Source organism: Ruegeria sp. CDSA193, assembly GCF_059611885.1.
The window spans coordinates 267,303-283,890 of record NZ_JBXWPN010000001.1 but is presented as its reverse complement, the minus strand read 5'-3'; the positions used below and the strand labels follow the sequence as shown (position 1 = coordinate 283,890).

Sequence of the window (16,588 nt, the reverse complement as noted above, 5' to 3'; positions counted from 1 at the left end):
CGTTTAATCTTTGATCCAAGTCAGGAAAAGGGGGCTCTTGCCCCTACGTTCCTATTTGAGGCTGCGAAAGGCGATTTTAGCCGCGCAGGCGGGCCTGATAGTTGTTGTCCTGCCAGTTGGCGCGAGCCACCCATTGATCTTCGGGCTGACGATCGGCCAGAGTGTCTTCAATCTCGACCTCATCAAAGCCGCTGCGCCGCGCCATGGCATACTGGTCGGCAAGGACATGACCTTTGGCGCGCAAGCGACCGGTATAGCCTTTCAGGCGCAGGGTCCGCGCGATGGTAAAGCCGCGCCCATCCGCAAAGGACGGGAAATCGACGCGCACCATCTTGGCGCAGCCCAGCCGTTCGGCAAGCTCATCGGGATCCGTGTCTGAGCTGACATCCAGCGCGACCACATCATTGGCCGCGTCTTCCAGCGTGACATAGCCATCAGTCCAATCATCGGGGGCGAACCCCTCATCGGTTACGATAACGTTCATGTGTTCTCTCCGGCGCGCATCATCTTGCCATCTACAAAATGAATGCCGCATTCTTCCTTGTTCTGATCGCGCCAGCGTCCGGCGCGGGGGTCTTCGCCCTGTTTGACCGGCGAAGTACAGGGCGCACAGCCGATCGAAGGGTATCCTTTGGCCACCAGCGGGTGCCTGGGCAAGTTGTTCTCTTCCATATAGGCGCGCACATCTTCGGGCGCCCAATGGGCCAGCGGGTTGACCTTGATCCGGCCTGTGCCGTCCTCGACCTCAAAGAAATCAAGCGTGGCGCGGGACCCGGCCTGAAACCGTTTGCGCCCGGTGATCCAGCCATCATATCCCAGCAACGCCTGTTGCAGCGGGAAGGTCTTGCGCAGGTTACAGCACGCATCCATGTCCCGCAGACGCAGCGCGCCATAGGGGTCGTCGCGTTGAACATCCTCTTCATCCGCGCGGATGATCTTGACGTTTCGCAACCCCAACCGCTCGCTCACTTCCTGCTGATACTCCAGCGTTTCGGTGAACAGCATCTGCGTGTCGATGAACAGCACCGGGATCATCTTGTCGACCACGGCCGCCATATGCAGCAACACCACCGATTCCGCACCAAAACTTGAGACCAGAGCGAGATCATCGATCTCTTCCATTGCTCCGTGCATCACGTCATGCGCACTGTGGTGGCGGAACCGGGCGTTCAACTCACTGACCCGTTCGGTCAGTTCACGTCTATCCCGGCCCAGTTCAGTCTGGATCAGATCAAGCGGCATTCGCTCGCGCCTCGGGGTAGAGAGCCGCCTTGAACGGAGTCATTCCGACACGGCGATAGGTCTCGAGGAAGGTTTCTTCGGCGCCCTCACGCTGCTCCAGAAAGGTTTCGACGATGCGCTCAACGGCCGGAACGATCTCATCATAGGCAAAGCCCGGACCCGTACGATCGCCGATTGTGGCGTTTTCCGTGCCGTCGCCACCCAGAGTGATCTGGTAGTTTTCGACGCCCGCACGATCCAGACCCAGAATGCCGATATGGCCGACATGGTGGTGACCACAGGCGTTGATGCAGCCCGAGATCTTGATCTTCAGGTGGCCGATATCATGCTCCAGTTTGAGGTCTTCGAACCGGGTGGCGATTTCCTGTGCAACCGGGATCGAACGCGCCGTTGCCAGAGCGCAATAGTCCATGCCGGGGCAGGCGATGATGTCGCTGATCAGGCCGATATTGGCGGTCGCCAGTTCGTATTCCTTCAGCTTGGCATGGATCGCGGGCAGGTCCGATTTGTGGACATGCGGCAGGATCACGTTCTGCTCATGGCTGATGCGCAGCTCGTCATAGGCGTACTCTTCTGCCAGATCGGCCATCACGCGCATCTGTTCGGCAGTTGCATCACCCGGCGTTGCGCCGTGCTTCTTGATCGAGATGGTGACAATCGCGTGGTCTGCATTCTTGTGCGGCGCGATGTTGGTATCGACCCACGAGCGGAAGACCGGATCGTTGGTGTAGGCACCTTCAAACGACGCAACCGACGCTTCGCGGAAGGTGGGTGCCGCGAAGTGGCTCTTGATCTCTTCCAGCAGGTTCATATCCGCGCCTTTGAACTGCGGGCGGACCTGCAGGAAACGCTCGTTCACCTTGGCGCGGATGGCGTCGATGCCGTGTTCATGCACGGTGATCTTGATGCGCGCCTTGTACTTGTTGTCACGGCGGCCGATCTGGTTCCACACGGACACGGTGGCCTCAAGGTAGGCCAGCAGATCGTCAAAGGCGACGAAGTCAGACAGTTCTTTGCCGATCATGGGCGTACGGCCCAGGCCGCCACCAACGATGACACGAGCACCCAGAACGCCGTCACGCTCGACCAGTTGCAGGCCGATGTCATGTGCCTTGATCACGGCGCGGTCATTTTCAGACCCGGTGATGGCGATCTTGAACTTGCGCGGCATGAACTGGAATTCCGGGTGGTCGGTCGACCACTGGCGCAGCAATTCCGCATAGGGGCGCGGGTCGGCGACCTCATCCGCGGCGGCACCGGCGAAATGGTCGGCGGTCACGTTACGAATGGTGTTGCCGCTGGTCTGGATGGCGTGCATGCCAACCTCGGCCAGCGCGTCCAGCATGTCCGGCACGTCATTCAGCTTGGGCCAGTTGTACTGGATGTTCTGACGGGTAGTGAAATGGCCATAGCCCTTGTCCCACTTTTCAGCCAGCAGGGCCAGTTGGCGCATCTGCGCACTGTTCAGCGTGCCGTAAGGAATGGCGACCCGCAGCATATAGGCGTGCAGCTGCAGATACAGGCCGTTCATCAGCCGCAGCGGCTTGAACTCATCCTCGGTCAGCGATCCGTCAATGCGGCGCTCGACCTGGGCGCGGAACTGTCTGTTGCGTTCTGCCAAAAATGCTGTGTCGAACTCGGAGTAGCGATACATGATTAGCTGTCCTTAAGTGCAGCCCCGAACCTGGGGCCAATGTAGGGGAGAGAGAGGGCCAGGGATCAGGCCCGGGGCTGCGGGGAAGTTTCCTGTTTGCCGTGGGCATAGTTGGACGGACCAGTCCGGCGGAAGTCTTCCCGAAAATGAGTTGGTTCTGGGCCTTCGTCGCCAGCTATGGCATCCGCCAGATAGGCACCGACAATCTTGCCTGCTTGGCGTTCGGCATCCAGAAGGCGGATCTGTGCGTGGGCTTCGTCTGTGATCAGCTCTGCCTCGGATAATTCACGTGACCAGCGGTCGTCCTCGGTCAGATAGATGACGTCACCTTCCAACAGATCGTTGGCGGTTACCACTTTGGGGGTAAAAGCGCGGGCCATCAGGCGTGCTCCTTTTTGAATTCAGTCAGGGCCTTGGCTGCCTGGCGGGGGGCAAGGCCGTAAAAAGTAAGGGTGGGGCCGTCCATGTCCGAGGCGCTCAGATCGGCGGACATGTGATCCAGCGTCGTGGTCAATATGCGCTGATCGGGACGCGACGCGTTTTCGATCAGCGTCACAGGTGTGGCCCGGTCGGCGCCGTGCATGATCAGGCGGCCCTGAATAAACCGGGCAGACTTTTTGCCCATATAGATCGCCGCCACCGAACCGGGCTGCGCCAGGGCGCTCCAATCGTGATCGGCGAACCCCTTCATGTCGTGCCCGGTCAGGAAACGGATCGAAGAATTGCGCCCGCGGCGCGTCTGGCTTTGCCCGATGCCTGCAACTGCGGCAGAGGCTGCGGTGATGCCGGGGATAATCTGCCACGAGATGCCAGCTGCTTCGACGGCGTCGATTTCTTCGTCCAAACGACCAAATACGGTGGGGTCACCGGATTTCAGGCGTACAACGCGTAGACCCTTCAGAGCGTACTCTACCAGCAGCGCGTCGATGTCTTCCTGTTTCCACGAGGGGCCGAACCCGGCTTTGCCAACATCGACCAGAACGGCCGTTTGCCCGGCTAGGGTCAGCACCTCGGCGCTGATCAGCCGGTCATGCAGGACCACATCCGCGCACTCGAACGCGCGCAGAGCTTTGAGCGTCAGCAATTCGGGATCACCAGGGCCTGCGCCGACAAAGTCGACATGGCCTGCGTCCTGATATGTTTGCGTCACTTGCATGTTTCGGTCCGGGTTGGTTTGACTTGACCCTCAATATAGGAAATATTCCCGGTATTGCGCCATATGTGCGCATAAAAAAGAACAAGCGTTTCGCTGTGTTGGTCAAGCGATACGAAAGTTTCGAAACGAGGAAGAAATTGGAATGTCAGTGCGGATTGATGACACGGATCGGAAAATTCTGGTTGAGCTGCAGCGCGACGCCAGCCAATCGCTGGACGAAATAGCAGCCCGGGTCGGCAGTTCCAAGACGCCTGTCTGGAATCGCATCCGCAAGCTGAAAGGGGCCGGGGTGATCGGTCAGCAGACGGTATTATTGGATGCCGAGGCGCTTGGTTTTGAGGCGACGTTCTTCGTTCTGATCCGCACCTCTGAACACGAGGCGGATTGGCAGCGAAAGTTCCTCAAAGCCCTGCGGGACCGCCCCGAAGTACAAGAGGCGCACCGGCTGGCTGGGGATATCGACTATATCCTCAAGGTGCGGGTTAAGAACGCGCGCGCCTATGACGTGTTCTATCAGACTCTGATTTCCGAGGTGCGCGTCCACAATGTGACGGCTCTGCTGTCGATGGAAGAGATCAAGTCGACGACCATGCTGCCGCTGAATGCCCTGATCGAGAACTAGCGGTCAGACCTGAACCATCAACCGCTTTAGCCCGTGAAAATGGTAGCTGTTGGAATATTCCGGTTCCGCGCTGAGCGCTAGGTTGGGACAGCGTTCGAACAGTGCCGCCAGCGCTATTAGCATTTCGAGTCGGGCCAACGGTGCTCCGACGCAGAAATGCAGACCCGCGCCAAAGCTGCTGTTGGTCAGGATGGGGCGGGTTGGATCGAACTTATGAGGTTCGGCCCAGACTTGTGGATCACGGTTCGCGGCTCCAAGCAACAAAGCGACTTCGTCACCGCGTTTAAAACTGTGCCCGAACAGGTCGATCTCTTCATAGGCATAGCGCGTGAACATATGCAGCGGCGGGTCAAAGCGCAGGATTTCTTCGACGGTGGCGTCAATGGTTTCAGGCTGAAAGGCATCGGCTTTTACACCTTGGTGCAATACGGTCCTGAGCCCATTTCCTAGCGAATGAATCGTGGCTTCATGACCGGCATTTAAGAGCAGAATGCAAGTTGCAACCAACTCGTCACGTGACAGTTTTTCACCATCTTCTTCAGCGGCAATCAACCGGGTAATCAGGTCATCCTGTGGGTCAGACCGGCGCTTTTCGACGTAAGACGAGAGAAAGTCGGTGAACTCTTTTGCCGAGGCCGCCGCCGCATCCTCGGTCTGGCGTGTGCGGCTGGCCTGATACATCGCCACCATGTCATGGGACCAGCGCAAAAGCTGCGGAGACATCTCTTCGGGAACGCCAAGAAGGCGGCAGATCGTGACGACCGGAACTTGCGTGCAATAGGTACCCAGCAGATCGAAGGGCGCTTTGGGAAAGGCGTCGATCAGCTTGTGGCTGAGGTCACGAATTGATGGTTCCAGTGCGGTGATGGCACGCGAGGTAAAGGCCCGCATGACGAGGCCGCGAAGCCGGGTGTGGCGCGGCGGCTCTGCTTCTAACAACGAATGAGATTCGACCATCAACCAGGGGGCTAGATGCGCAGGACCTGGACGTTGCATTTCCGCCGGTACTTCGCGACCGAAACGACGGTCCTTCAGCAAGGCCTGAACCGCCCGGTGGGATACAGCAGCGTGCATCCGGTAGTCGGCCCAATACACAAGGTCGCCATGCGCGCGGGCCGCATCATAAAACGGATAAGGGTTCTGGACAAAATTCGGGTCAACAGGGGATTGATGCAAAGTCTTCATGGCGGGCACACTTGCCATGAGGCGCGTTGAATGCAAGACCCAATGTCATGCAAAGGGTATGGTTAATTTCGACATTTCTGATTGCTGTTGGGCTGCTCTCTGTTGGAGTGTGGTCATACGGCTTTCGTCAGGCTTTGTCGCCGCTGAGCGATAAGGCTGAGGCCGATCTGGAATTGGCCGCCGACCGCCTTAGCACACAAATGCAGGTCTATCAGGAACTGGCTGTCTTGATGGCCAGCCACCCGGCTGTTCGAACGCTTGTCACGCCGAGCGATCGCGCCATCGCGCAGGCTGTGTTGCTGGACGTGGCAGACAAAACTGCCGCCGTTAACATTGTCTATCTGGACCGTCTGGGCAGGGTACTTGCAGCCGCCCACCCGGTGCCTGAATTGACGATGGCAGACCATCCCGCATTCAGGCGCGCCATGCAGGGTGCTATGGGCAGTGCCCACGGGGTCGAGTCCACAAGCGGCGATCGAACCTATTCCTATGCAGCTCCTGCCTTTGGTCCCACCGGTATAGTCGAAGGCGCATTGATGGTTATAGCCGATGTGCAGGATGTCGAACAGACTTGGCGGGGCAGTACCGAGGCCATTTTCTTTATTGATGGAGAAGGTGTTGTGTTCATCTCGAACCGATCCGACCTGTTGTTCTGGCGTCGGACCGAAGGTCAACCGGGGCTGGTGCCGCCCGAGGGGCAGGCGGTTGATTTCTCGTCGAATCTGATCGGACGACACGAGCTTTGGACCTTGAATTGGGGCCGGTATCTGCCACAGCGAGCGTTACACCTTACACTTGATCTACCGGTGATAGACATGACAGCCGAGGTGCTAGTGGATGTGGCCCCGGCGCGCCGTCTGGCAAATTTGCAAGCAGCGGCGGTAGCTGCGATCTGTCTGGCCTTCGGGGCGCTTTTGTTTATGGCAACCGAACGCCGGCGCGCGCTTGCTGAGGCCAATGCGGTGCTGGAAAGCCGCGTGACGCGCAGAACCCATGCGCTTACCGCCGCGAATTCCGCCCTGCGGCGCGAGGTTCATGAACGGGAAGAGGCCGAGGTCGCGCTGAAACATGCGCAGGAAGAGCTTATACAGGCCGGGAAGTTGAGTGCGCTCGGGCAGATGTCGGCGGGCATCAGCCATGAGTTGAACCAGCCACTGATGGCCATTCGCCAATTCGCCGAGAATGGAACGGCTTTTCTGACCAGAGGTGACGAGTCAAAAGCCGCCGAGAACCTCACCAGAATTTCCGATTTGGCCGCGCGAATGGCGCGAATTATCAAGAACCTCAGGGCTTTTGCCCGCAATGAAAACGAGCCCATGGGCAGAGTTGATCTGGTTCAGGTAATAGAAACGGCGTTGGAATTGACCGAGGCCCGGCTGAATTCGGAAAACGTTGGTATGGAATGGCAGGCTCCGGATGTCCCAATCTATGCTTGGGGTGGTGAAGTGAGATTGGTGCAGGTGTTCGTAAATCTGATTAACAACGCCGCCGATGCCATGAGTGAGCAACAACAACGCATGATCAAGATCGCGATAAACAGTGACAAGACCCTGACGGTCACGGTCAGCGACACAGGTCCGGGGATCGAGAACTCGGAGAAGCTGTTCGAGCCGTTCTATACCACCAAAGCTGTCGGTTCGTCTGAGGGCATGGGGCTGGGGCTGTCGATCTCTTATGGTCTGGTTCAAAGCTTTGGTGGTAATATTCGGGGCACCAACGCTCCGACAGGTGCGGTATTCACTGTGGAACTGGAACATTTCAGGGAAGTAGGGGCAGCATGACCCGCAAAGTGCTTTTGGTCGATGACGACTCGGCAGTGCGCGAAGCGCTGGCCCAAACGTTAGAGCTTGCCGATTACGAACCTGTGACAGCAGGGTCCTTTGTGGCGGCGAAGGATCATATCCGGGCGGATTTCGCAGGAGTGATCGTGTCGGATATCCGGATGCCTGGTCGGGACGGGTTTCACCTGTTGACCTACACCCGCGATATGGATGCTGATCTGCCTGTCATCCTGTTGACTGGAGAAGGCGACATACCAATGGCAGTGCAGGCCATGGGGCAGGGTGCATTCGACTTTTTGGAAAAGCCCTGCGCCGCGGTAGATCTGCTAAAGGTGTTGGGCAAGGCATCCGAAGCGCGAGAACATGTCCTGCAACAACGCGCAATGAAAAGCGAACTCGAACGCGGCGATCCAGCGGCACGCCTGCTGTTCGGTCTCTCATCAAAGGCCGAAGAACTGAGGGAAAGGGTTCGTACAGTAGCCCAGACAGGGGCCGAAGTTTTGGTCACCGGACCGGCTGGCAGCGGAGTGTCCAAAGTTGCCGAGGTCGTTCACCTAATGTCGCCGCAAAGTCAGGGCCCATTTGTCAAACGTCCATCCGCCGGTTTGTCGACCAGCGATCTGGTTCATGTCTGCGAAGATGCAGCCGGCGGTTCCCTTTTTCTGGACGAAATCTCGGCCATGCCCGAGGCCACGCAATATGCAGCACTGGAGATGGTTGAACAGGGTGTAGGCGCCCGAATTCTGGCGGGCACGACCACTGACCTGGCCGAATTGTCTTCGGATGGACGGTTTCTTGCGGATTTGTTCTATCGTTTGGATGTGATGCGCGTTCGCATACCGTCGCTTGCCGAGCGCCCCGAGGATATACCTGTAATCTTCCGCCACTATGTAGCACAGGCAGCCGAACAGGCCGGGATAAAGGAACCGGAAATCACGTCGGACCATCTGGCATCGCTGATGACCAGAGACTGGCCGGGCAACGCACGGTCGTTGATGTCAGCCGCAATGAGGTTTGTGCTGGGAATGCCTGAAGATGTCTCGCAGGCCGCAGAACTGGGGTTGAGCGAGCAGATGGCACGGGTCGAAAGATCTCTGCTGATTGCTGCCCTTGGCCGGCATAACGGCAAGGCATCAGAAGCCGCAAAGGCGCTAAAGCTGCCTCGCAAAACCTTCTACGACAAGCTGGCGCGATACCACATTCGTCCTGAAGACTACCGGAGGTAAAGGCTCCCGCCAGCTTTTCCCGCATTGTCATGCGGTTAAGCTGTTGGGCGTGGCAGTCCGCTGACGCGGACTGCGGGGCGAACCAAATGCCCGGCAATCGATTCGGATTCGGCGAATCGTTATTTGTGCGGAAATCCACACAATGGCGCAGATATATGTGCGGATTCTCGCACGGCTTTCTTGCAGGATCAAACAGAGACTTGATTGAGTGCGTGTAACATCAAGTAAATAAATGACAAAATGTCAACCGGCGGCGATTCCCACAAAAAGTTGAGAGCGTGAGCCCGATTCGGTTCACTCGCCGCCATGGGACGACTTCGGCACGTCCGGAGACGTAGTGAAGTATCTGGGAGAACTCGACTGATGAAATTTCTGACAACGGCAGCGACCGCCGTCGCTCTAACCGTAACAGCAACCGCAGGCATGGCCGCTTGTGAAGACGGCGAAATCGTCGTGAAATTCGCGCATGTGACCAATACCGATAAACATCCCAAGGGTATTGCAGCCTCGTTGCTGGAACAGCGCGTTAATGATGAGATGAACGGCGTGATGTGCATGGAGGTCTACCCGAACTCCACGCTCTATAACGACGATAAAGTCCTTGAGGCGATGTTGCAGGGCGATGTGCAACTGGCGGCCCCGTCATTGTCCAAGTTCGAGAAGTTCACCAAGCAATTCCGCCTGTTCGACCTGCCGTTCATGTTCAAGAACATTGACGCGGTAGACGCATTTCAGGCTTCGGCTGATGGTCAGGCGATGAAAGACAGCATGCAGCGCCGTGGCCTGCAGGGGCTGGCATTCTGGCACAATGGCATGAAACAGATGTCGGCCAACAAACCGCTGGTCGATCCGTCGGATGCCAATGGCCTGAAATTCCGCGTCCAATCTTCTGACGTGCTGGTCGCGCAGATGGAGGCGATTGGCGGAAGCCCGCAGAAAATGGCTTTCTCAGAGGTTTATGGTGCGTTGCAGCAAGGTGTCGTCGACGGACAGGAAAACACTTGGTCCAACATCTACGGCAAGAAGTTCTTTGAGGTTCAGGACGGTATCACTGAAACCAACCACGGTGTCATCGACTATTTGGTCGTAACATCTGTTGACTGGCTGGACAGCCTGGATCCTGCGGTGCGGGAACAGTTCCTGACCATTCTGGGCGAAGTGACAGAACAGCGGAACAAAGAATCCTTCTCGGTGAACGAGGAAGCCAAGGTCTCGATCACAAATGCGGGCGGTATCATCCGTGAACTTAACCCTGAACAGCGTCAGGCCTGGATCGACGCCATGAAACCTGTCTGGGAACAGTTCGCCGGTGACGTGGGTCAAGAAAAGATCGACGCCGCACAGGCTATCAACGCCGGGTTCTGATCCTGGTATACGCCGCGCGTCCGGGGACTGGGGAGTATTCGACGCGCAGGCAGGGTGGGCCGATTTGGCCCGCCCAAACAGCACTTATCTCAAAAAAATGTGGGGACAGATAGATGTCTGGTGCGCAATCCGGCCAAGGCGGGCTGGTCGACCATATCGAAGAAACCTTGATCGCATCGTTGCTGGGCCTGATGACGGCTGTGACATTTGCCAATGTGATCGCAAGGTATTTCTTTAATTCCAATATCCTATGGGCACTAGAGCTGACGGTATTCGCCTTCGGCTGGTTGGTGCTGCTTGGGGCGTCTTATGCCGTCAAGAAACACGCTCATCTGGGAGTGGACGCCATCCTGAACATGCTCAGCCCGGCGCCTCGACGGATTTTGGCTCTGATCGCTGTAGTCTGCTGTCTGGTGTTTTCTCTGCTGATGCTAAAAGGCGCATATGACTATTGGGCCGTGTTCGCGGATCTGCCGCCCACATCGGGGCGATGGTTCCCTACCGGGTTCAACTTCGATGCGCGCAGTCAGAGCTTTTATGAGGTCGACGACATTCCGATGGTTGCCCCGCTGCGGTTTCTGGAGGATCTGATCAACTATGGCGAGGGCTATGAAAAACTGCCCAAGGTGGTGCCGTATCTGGTTCTGCCCGTGTCGATGCTGCTTTTGGTGATCCGCTTTGCGCAGGTTGCGGTACAGATTTGGCGCGGTGAAGCCGATCGGATGGTCGCTAGCCACGAAGTCGAGGACGAGATTGAAGAAGTCCGCGCTCAGCAAGGAGAGCACGACTGATGGATGTCATTCTTCTGTTCTCGATGGTGATCGGCCTGCTGCTGATCGGCGTTCCGATTGCGGTGGCGTTGGGGCTCAGCTCGACGCTGTTTCTGCTGATCTATTCCGACAGTTCGCTGGCCTCGGTCGCAGGCACTCTGTTTGAGGCGTTCGAGGGGCATTTTACCCTTCTGGCGATCCCGTTCTTCATTCTGGCCTCATCCTTCATGACCACGGGCGGCGTGGCCCGGCGCATCATCCGTTTCTCGATTGCCTGCGTGGGGCACTTGCCCGGAGGTCTGGCGATTGCGGGGGTGTTCGCCTGTATGCTGTTTGCGGCCCTGTCGGGGTCGTCTCCGGCTACGGTGGTGGCCATCGGGTCGATTGTGATCGCCGGGATGCGGCAGGTTGGTTATTCCAAGGAGTTTGCCGCCGGTGTGATCTGTAACGCCGGAACGCTGGGCATTTTGATCCCGCCGTCGATCGTGATGGTGGTCTATGCCGCCGCTGTCGAAGTTTCGGTTGGCCGCATGTTCCTCGCCGGTGTGATCCCCGGCCTGATGGCTGGGCTGATGTTGATGATCACCATCTATGTGATGGCCAAGGTCAAGAACCTACCCAAAGGTGAATGGAAAGGCTGGGGCGAAATCTTGGTCTCTGCACGCGAAGCAGGTTGGGGTCTGTTCCTGATCGTGATCATTCTGGGTGGCATCTATGGGGGTATCTTTACCCCGACCGAGGCCGCTGCGGTGGCCGCAGTCTATGCATTTTTGATTGCCAGCTTCGTCTACAAGGACATGGGCCCCCTCAGCACCGAGGGTGAGGAAAAGAATATCTCTTTGCTCAGAAAGCCTTATGCGCTGATCACGGCGATTTTTCACCCCGACACCAAGCAGACGTTGTTCGAAGCTGGGAAACTGACCGTTACCCTGCTGTTCGTTATCGCCAACGCCCTGATCCTGAAACACGTTCTAACGGATGAACAGGTACCGCAGCACATAGCAACTGCCATGCTGTCGGCAGGTCTGGGGCCGGTGACTTTCCTGATCGTGGTCAATGTGATCCTGCTAATCGGCGGCCAGTTCATGGAGCCTTCGGGCTTGCTGGTTATCGTAGCACCACTAGTGTTCCCGATTGCAATCGAGCTGGGCATCGACCCGATTCACCTGGGCATCATCATGGTGGTGAATATGGAGATCGGGATGATCACCCCACCGGTCGGCTTGAACCTGTTCGTGACCTCAGGTGTTGCGGGCATGCCGATGATGGGCGTTGTCCGGGCGGCCCTGCCATTCCTGGCGGTCCTGTTCGTCTTCCTGATCATGGTGACCTATATCCCGTGGATATCCACCTTTCTGCCCAACACCTTCATGGGGCCGGAGATCATAACAAACTAGCGGGTCTAACCGCTGAGAAAAAGACCGGGCAGGGGATCTCTGCCCGGTCTCTGCGTCTTGAACGGGGCGCCAAGGGGATTATCTAAAGGGCAGAGGACGACCTCCCCATCACGGGACAGTATCCGGGACGACCCGGCCTGATCAGAGGTCTCTTCTATGCCCTGGATTATCCTGTTGTTTGCCGGCCTGCTTGAAATTGTCTGGGCCGTGGCGATGAAACAATCTGCCGGGTTCACCCGGTTCTGGCCGACCGCCCTGATGGCGGTTTCGATGCTGGGTTCGTTCACCTTGCTGGCACTGGCCATGCGGACGCTGCCTTTGGGAACAGCCTATGTCATCTGGACGGGAATAGGAGCGGTTGGCGCGTTTACCTTTGGTATTCTTTTTCTGGGCGAAGCCCTGACCGCCACGCGGATCTGCGCGGCAGTCTTGATCATAGCCGGGATGGTGACGATGAAAATGGCCTGATCAGGCCTGTTCCAGAGCCTGAATGATGCCCGAGAAATCGTCAGCCTTCAGGCTCGCCCCGCCCACCAATGCGCCATCCACGTTCGATACGGCGAAAATCTCGGCGGCGTTCGATGGCTTGACCGAGCCGCCATAAAGCAGCCGGACCGAACGCCCAACGCCTTCGCCAAAGCGCCGTTCCAGCCGGGCGCGGATAAAGTCATGAACCTGTCCGATCTCATCCAGGGTGGGCACTTTCCCTGTGCCGATGGCCCAGATCGGCTCGTAGGCAACAATCAGGTTTTCACCGGTTGCCTGATCCGGGATCGAGCCCGACATCTGACCGCCGATTATATCCAAGGTATTGGCGGCCTCGCGCTGTTCCAGGCTTTCACCGACGCAGATGATCGCCTTTAGCCCACCGTTCATAGCGGCAATAGACTTAGCACGAACATCTTCATTCTGTTCACCATGGTCTTCGCGGCGTTCAGAATGGCCAAGAATGACGGCTGACGCTCCGGCGTCGACCAGCATCTGGGCGCTAATGTCACCTGTATGCGCGCCCGAGTTTGCCGCGTGGCAATCCTGACCGCCTATCTGGATGTTTCCGCCCGGGACCTTCTCTTTGGCCCGATGGATCAAGGTGGCAGGTGGGCAGATCAGAATATCAACTGCCGGGGCAGCATGCATGTGAGAAAGGGCCTGAAGCTCGCTCAAGTCGGCAGCATTACCATTCATCTTCCAGTTTCCAGCCGCCAGTTTACGCCGCATATCGCGTCCCCTTGAAATAAATCGGTTTTCTGGTGACCGGATATCATTGCCAGTCAGGTCTGACAATTCCGGTTGCAGAGCCCGTTGCAAAACGGCAGTTTCCGCCGCGATGAGGAATGAGCAATATGATCGAACATCTTGATCTTGAAAAACTGGATCGGTGCGACACGGCGGAATTGGCCAAATTGACCCGCGCCGTCGGTGAAGTTGGGTTTCTGACCGTCTCCAATACTGGTTTCTCCGCCAGTCGGGTGGAACGGGTCATCTCGGCATATCACGCATTCTTCCGGCTGCCAGAGGCCGAGAAACGGCGTGTTGATATGGCTGTGACCGGGTCCAACCGCGGGTGGGGCGCCTCGCGCTCGGAACAGGTAGATCCCGCTGCAAATCCTGACTTCAAAGAGGTGTTCGATTGCGGATACGAGCTAGCTGAGACCAATAGGTACTTTGGCAAGAACCTCTCGGTTTATGCCCCGAACCAATGGCCGGAAGCTGTGCCCGAGTTTCGATCAATCATCGAGGCCTATTATGGTGACGCCTGTTCGGTTGCCATGCGGGTGTTGCGCGCCATTTCGGTGGCATTGGGCAAGGATGCCAACAGCTTTGACACTGCCTTCGACACGCCCATGGCCCTGTTGCGCGGCAATTTTTACCCGCAAAGGCCAGTCTGGGCAGGCGAAAAGGATTTCGGTATCGGAGCGCACACTGATTATGGCTGTCTGACCCTGCTGGCCACCGATGGTCGAGCAGGGCTAGAGGTACAGATGCCGGACCAGAGTTGGGCTCAGGTCCAAGCGCAGCCCGGAACATTCATTATCAATTTTGGGGAGATGCTGGAATTCTGGACGGCAGGGGCGGTCAAGGCAACTCTGCACCGTGTGATCGGTGGATCTGCTGAAAGGCTGTCGGTTCCTTTGTTCTTCAACCCGTCTTATGACACCAATGTTGCCCCGCCACATTCAGAGAATGTCATCCAGGCAGGAGAGCACTTGACGCGTCGTTTCAACGAGACCTATGTGCACTTGCAGGCAGCGTCTTAAGGCTGAGTTGCAATGCTTTCGTCGAACTTGATGGATTCTCCGCAACCGCAGGCATCTACAACATTCGGGTTGCGGAACTTGAAACCGGATTCAAGCAGCGAGACCTCATAGTCGATCTCTGTTCCAAACAGGAACATCTGTGCCATCGGGGCGATCATGATCCGCGCGCCGTCCTGCTCGACCACTTCATCATTGGTGTCAGGCTGGTCGACATAGTCCATGGTGTATTCCATCCCGGCACAGCCGCCTTTCTTGACGCCAATACGCAAACCAGCATGGCCGCCCGAAGTCATCAGGCGGGCAATCTGCTCTGCAGCCTTTGGTGTCATTGTTACGGCCTGTTTGCCGGGGATGCCGAACATCATGATCTCCGTCGTTGTTCGTTGCTGCCAATGTAGTGCCCCGAGGCATCAGGCTCAAGACATAGCAGGTTTTCTTACCTAACTTTTACTGTCGGGTTAGATTATCTGCCCCGTGTGCCTGCATCCTAGAGTATCCCGAAACTGACTAATGCCGTTTCGCCTTTTGCCGTTCACTTGATCGTTTCCATAAATCTTTCTGCGATATTGCTTCTCTAAGAGCCGTCGAGTGATATCACAAAAACACGAAAAACTCGGGTGCCTTGGTTTTCCCAAGATACATATCCGGTTCCGTAGATTACCACTAAGCTATTCTCGGCTTCAAAAAAGTAGGCGAACGATCTCGTGAGGTCATAACGCCGGCGATAGTTATTCGTCCATTTCCAGCTGCCTTTTTCCAAGTTTACATTCGAAATTTCTCGTACTTTTTTGTCTTCAAAGAGTTTCGGGCATTCGCGTGTAGCAGTGCAATCTTTGATTGCATCAATCAACGAAGTCACGGGTTCGGGGATCTCGACCGTAAAGGTTGGCAATCCGACGATAGGTGTACCTCCAAGTCCTAGCGTCTCGACGCGATCAATCATTACCTGCCCATCTATATTCTCGATAATAAACCCTTCCAAATCCACGCATGTTACATCATTCGGAATAGGTTCGGATTCTTCCCAAAGCACTGCGCAATCGGGAACCTTTTGCTTTGGGAAGCTTGGAAGCGGCACCTCTGCCCACACCAGAAACGGAAAAAAGGTTATATACATAACCACTACCAAGATATTCATGTTAGTCATGTCTTAGGTTTCGCTCACATTGTCCAAGAATCGTTGGTCTTCTATTTTTCATGCTAGGGTATTGCTACGATAGTGGGAGGTGCGTTGAATCTTCTTTAGATTGCAAGGGTGACCCGCAAGATCAAGGCTCCTAGTCGCCACTTCACCGTTCCCTATCTCTTAGTTACCGTCGCGCGATCTATTCTCAGTTGCCTGGTCGATTCAGAGTAATTTCGCCCCGCTTTCTCAAAGGCCATAGTTACTTCGTTGCTTTACGGTCACCCACATAGGCCGGATTCCCCAACCTGCGCCACTGCGCCTGTGTCCTCTTGGCATCAACCCTTGCTTCCGCGCGATCTGTACATCTGAAGGCTCTGCCTCAAAATTGTTGCACTGGGAGGGGCATCCGCATAGCTTAAGAAGGATTTCATAAAGGTAGGGATTGAGGCATTAAGGTGAAGATAACAGCTTTTGAAAAAACACAAAATCTTGCCATTGCGTCTACGTTGCTGACGATGATTTTTGCTCAGGTGGCAAGTGCCGAAGAAAAGCAGCACCCCGTGAATTGCGCAACGGCCGAGGGCGACCTCAGGGCGATTGCGGCAGAACGCGAACATGCAGAGGAACAGCAGGCTGAAAGCGTTATCGCCATCACTCCGGCCGGGGCGCTTTTGGGACTGGTAACGGGTAAGGAAAAGGAAAGACTCTCAATGCTATCAGGTGATTACATTGAAAAGCTCGATCAAAGGTCAGCTGAGATTAAATCGACCTGTGGGATAAAATAACGTCTGCGAAAGCCCGGTATT

Annotated in this window: 17 protein-coding genes and 1 pseudogene; 9 read left to right on the top strand and 9 right to left on the bottom strand. The window is 56.5% G+C overall.

The genetic code is table 11. The annotated features are described in order from the left end of the window. Positions 1-76: 76 nt before the first annotated feature. The 5 genes and pseudogenes from AC2FLG_RS01450 to cobA all read right to left on the bottom strand — a co-directional run. Entirely contained in the window at positions 77-484 is a 408-nt protein-coding gene (locus AC2FLG_RS01450; RefSeq protein ID WP_496695306.1) for a DUF934 domain-containing protein, read from the bottom strand. Further along, the gene (locus AC2FLG_RS01445) at positions 481-1,242 is read right to left on the bottom strand and encodes a phosphoadenylyl-sulfate reductase (protein WP_496691317.1); all 762 of its coding nucleotides are present in this window, start codon (positions 1,240-1,242) and stop codon (positions 481-483) included. Before AC2FLG_RS01445 ends, AC2FLG_RS01450 begins: the two co-directional genes overlap by 4 nt. Continuing rightward, positions 1,232-2,896, bottom strand: coding sequence for a nitrite/sulfite reductase (locus AC2FLG_RS01440; RefSeq protein ID WP_496704709.1), 1,665 nt, complete (start codon positions 2,894-2,896; stop codon positions 1,232-1,234). The genes AC2FLG_RS01445 and AC2FLG_RS01440 overlap by 11 nt, the downstream gene beginning before the upstream one ends. Positions 2,897-2,961: 65 nt before the next feature. Further along, positions 2,962-3,276, bottom strand: a complete 315-nt coding sequence (locus AC2FLG_RS01435; protein WP_142634089.1) for a DUF2849 domain-containing protein — start codon at positions 3,274-3,276, stop codon at positions 2,962-2,964. Beyond that, positions 3,276-4,022: pseudogene (cobA, locus tag AC2FLG_RS01430) on the bottom strand (uroporphyrinogen-III C-methyltransferase); the annotation flags it as partial. The gene AC2FLG_RS01435 and the pseudogene cobA, both read right to left, overlap by 1 nt. 172 nt (positions 4,023-4,194) lie before the next feature. On the opposite strand from cobA, the gene AC2FLG_RS01425 reads away from it, so the two are divergent. Then, positions 4,195-4,674, top strand: a complete 480-nt coding sequence (locus AC2FLG_RS01425; protein WP_142634084.1) for an Lrp/AsnC family transcriptional regulator — start codon at positions 4,195-4,197, stop codon at positions 4,672-4,674. Between the two features lie 3 nt (positions 4,675-4,677). On the opposite strand, the gene AC2FLG_RS01420 is transcribed toward AC2FLG_RS01425, so the two are convergent. Then, the gene (locus tag AC2FLG_RS01420; protein WP_496704707.1) at positions 4,678-5,859 is read right to left on the bottom strand and encodes a cytochrome P450; all 1,182 of its coding nucleotides are present in this window, start codon (positions 5,857-5,859) and stop codon (positions 4,678-4,680) included. Positions 5,860-5,906: 47 nt separating this feature from the next. Between AC2FLG_RS01420 and AC2FLG_RS01415 the strand changes: the two genes are divergently transcribed. The 6 genes from AC2FLG_RS01415 to AC2FLG_RS01390 all read left to right on the top strand — a co-directional run bounded on the left by AC2FLG_RS01415 (position 5,907) and on the right by AC2FLG_RS01390 (position 12,866). Next, complete coding sequence (locus AC2FLG_RS01415) at positions 5,907-7,640, top strand: sensor histidine kinase (RefSeq protein ID WP_496704706.1); 1,734 nt, start codon at positions 5,907-5,909, stop codon at positions 7,638-7,640. After that, complete coding sequence (locus tag AC2FLG_RS01410) at positions 7,637-8,866, top strand: sigma-54-dependent transcriptional regulator (protein ID WP_496704704.1); 1,230 nt, start codon at positions 7,637-7,639, stop codon at positions 8,864-8,866. Before AC2FLG_RS01415 ends, AC2FLG_RS01410 begins: the two co-directional genes overlap by 4 nt. Positions 8,867-9,229: 363 nt before the next feature. After that, positions 9,230-10,231: a DctP family TRAP transporter solute-binding subunit gene (locus AC2FLG_RS01405; protein ID WP_142634078.1), complete on the top strand. Its 1,002-nt coding sequence runs from the start codon at positions 9,230-9,232 to the stop codon at positions 10,229-10,231. 113 nt (positions 10,232-10,344) lie between these two features. Next, the gene (locus AC2FLG_RS01400; protein ID WP_496704702.1) at positions 10,345-11,022 is read left to right on the top strand and encodes a TRAP transporter small permease; all 678 of its coding nucleotides are present in this window, start codon (positions 10,345-10,347) and stop codon (positions 11,020-11,022) included. Then, positions 11,022-12,398 carry a TRAP transporter large permease gene (locus tag AC2FLG_RS01395; protein ID WP_142634073.1) on the top strand — a complete coding sequence of 459 codons (1,377 nt, stop codon included), beginning with the start codon at positions 11,022-11,024 and terminating at the stop codon, positions 12,396-12,398. Before AC2FLG_RS01400 ends, AC2FLG_RS01395 begins: the two co-directional genes overlap by 1 nt. Positions 12,399-12,554: 156 nt before the next feature. Further along, a complete protein-coding gene (locus AC2FLG_RS01390; protein ID WP_142634071.1) occupies positions 12,555-12,866 on the top strand; it encodes a DMT family transporter in 312 nt (103 codons plus the stop codon). Here AC2FLG_RS01390 and tpiA read toward each other — a convergent pair whose 3' ends face one another. Continuing rightward, positions 12,867-13,616 carry a triose-phosphate isomerase gene (gene tpiA / locus AC2FLG_RS01385; RefSeq protein WP_496704700.1) on the bottom strand — a complete coding sequence of 250 codons (750 nt, stop codon included), beginning with the start codon at positions 13,614-13,616 and terminating at the stop codon, positions 12,867-12,869. It abuts the gene before it with no gap. Positions 13,617-13,732: 116 nt separating this feature from the next. Between tpiA and AC2FLG_RS01380 the strand changes: the two genes are divergently transcribed. Beyond that, a complete protein-coding gene (locus AC2FLG_RS01380; protein ID WP_496704699.1) occupies positions 13,733-14,656 on the top strand; it encodes an isopenicillin N synthase family dioxygenase in 924 nt (307 codons plus the stop codon). Here the strand turns inward: AC2FLG_RS01380 and AC2FLG_RS01375 are convergent. Both AC2FLG_RS01375 and AC2FLG_RS01370 read right to left on the bottom strand, forming a co-directional pair. Then, complete coding sequence (locus tag AC2FLG_RS01375) at positions 14,653-15,018, bottom strand: HesB/IscA family protein (RefSeq protein ID WP_142634067.1); 366 nt, start codon at positions 15,016-15,018, stop codon at positions 14,653-14,655. The two genes, AC2FLG_RS01380 and AC2FLG_RS01375, sit on opposite strands and share 4 nt — an antisense overlap. Positions 15,019-15,230: 212 nt before the next feature. Beyond that, a complete protein-coding gene (locus AC2FLG_RS01370) occupies positions 15,231-15,794 on the bottom strand; it encodes a hypothetical protein (RefSeq protein WP_496700224.1) in 564 nt (187 codons plus the stop codon). A 443-nt stretch (positions 15,795-16,237) separates the two neighbouring features. Here AC2FLG_RS01370 and AC2FLG_RS01365 point away from each other — a divergent pair, with 443 nt between their 5' ends. Beyond that, positions 16,238-16,567 carry a hypothetical protein gene (locus tag AC2FLG_RS01365; protein WP_496700225.1) on the top strand — a complete coding sequence of 110 codons (330 nt, stop codon included), beginning with the start codon at positions 16,238-16,240 and terminating at the stop codon, positions 16,565-16,567. The last annotated feature ends 21 nt before the right edge of the window (positions 16,568-16,588 follow it).

Excerpts from the sequence above, each read along its gene's own strand:
- AC2FLG_RS01450 (WP_496695306.1), bottom strand. The coding sequence starts at position 484 with ATGAACGTTATCGTAACCGATGAGGGGTTCGCCCCCGATGATTGGACT.
- AC2FLG_RS01445 (WP_496691317.1), bottom strand. The coding sequence starts at position 1,242 with ATGCCGCTTGATCTGATCCAGACTGAACTGGGCCGGGATAGACGTGAA.
- AC2FLG_RS01440 (WP_496704709.1), bottom strand. The coding sequence starts at position 2,896 with ATGTATCGCTACTCCGAGTTCGACACAGCATTTTTGGCAGAACGCAAC.
- AC2FLG_RS01435 (WP_142634089.1), bottom strand. The coding sequence starts at position 3,276 with ATGGCCCGCGCTTTTACCCCCAAAGTGGTAACCGCCAACGATCTGTTG.
- AC2FLG_RS01425 (WP_142634084.1), top strand. The coding sequence starts at position 4,195 with ATGTCAGTGCGGATTGATGACACGGATCGGAAAATTCTGGTTGAGCTG.
- AC2FLG_RS01420 (WP_496704707.1), bottom strand. The coding sequence starts at position 5,859 with ATGAAGACTTTGCATCAATCCCCTGTTGACCCGAATTTTGTCCAGAAC.
- AC2FLG_RS01415 (WP_496704706.1), top strand. The coding sequence starts at position 5,907 with ATGCAAAGGGTATGGTTAATTTCGACATTTCTGATTGCTGTTGGGCTG.
- AC2FLG_RS01410 (WP_496704704.1), top strand. The coding sequence starts at position 7,637 with ATGACCCGCAAAGTGCTTTTGGTCGATGACGACTCGGCAGTGCGCGAA.
- AC2FLG_RS01405 (WP_142634078.1), top strand. The coding sequence starts at position 9,230 with ATGAAATTTCTGACAACGGCAGCGACCGCCGTCGCTCTAACCGTAACA.
- AC2FLG_RS01400 (WP_496704702.1), top strand. The coding sequence starts at position 10,345 with ATGTCTGGTGCGCAATCCGGCCAAGGCGGGCTGGTCGACCATATCGAA.
- AC2FLG_RS01395 (WP_142634073.1), top strand. The coding sequence starts at position 11,022 with ATGGATGTCATTCTTCTGTTCTCGATGGTGATCGGCCTGCTGCTGATC.
- AC2FLG_RS01390 (WP_142634071.1), top strand. The coding sequence starts at position 12,555 with ATGCCCTGGATTATCCTGTTGTTTGCCGGCCTGCTTGAAATTGTCTGG.
- tpiA (WP_496704700.1), bottom strand. The coding sequence starts at position 13,616 with ATGCGGCGTAAACTGGCGGCTGGAAACTGGAAGATGAATGGTAATGCT.
- AC2FLG_RS01380 (WP_496704699.1), top strand. The coding sequence starts at position 13,733 with ATGAGCAATATGATCGAACATCTTGATCTTGAAAAACTGGATCGGTGC.
- AC2FLG_RS01375 (WP_142634067.1), bottom strand. The coding sequence starts at position 15,018 with ATGTTCGGCATCCCCGGCAAACAGGCCGTAACAATGACACCAAAGGCT.
- AC2FLG_RS01370 (WP_496700224.1), bottom strand. The coding sequence starts at position 15,794 with ATGAATATCTTGGTAGTGGTTATGTATATAACCTTTTTTCCGTTTCTG.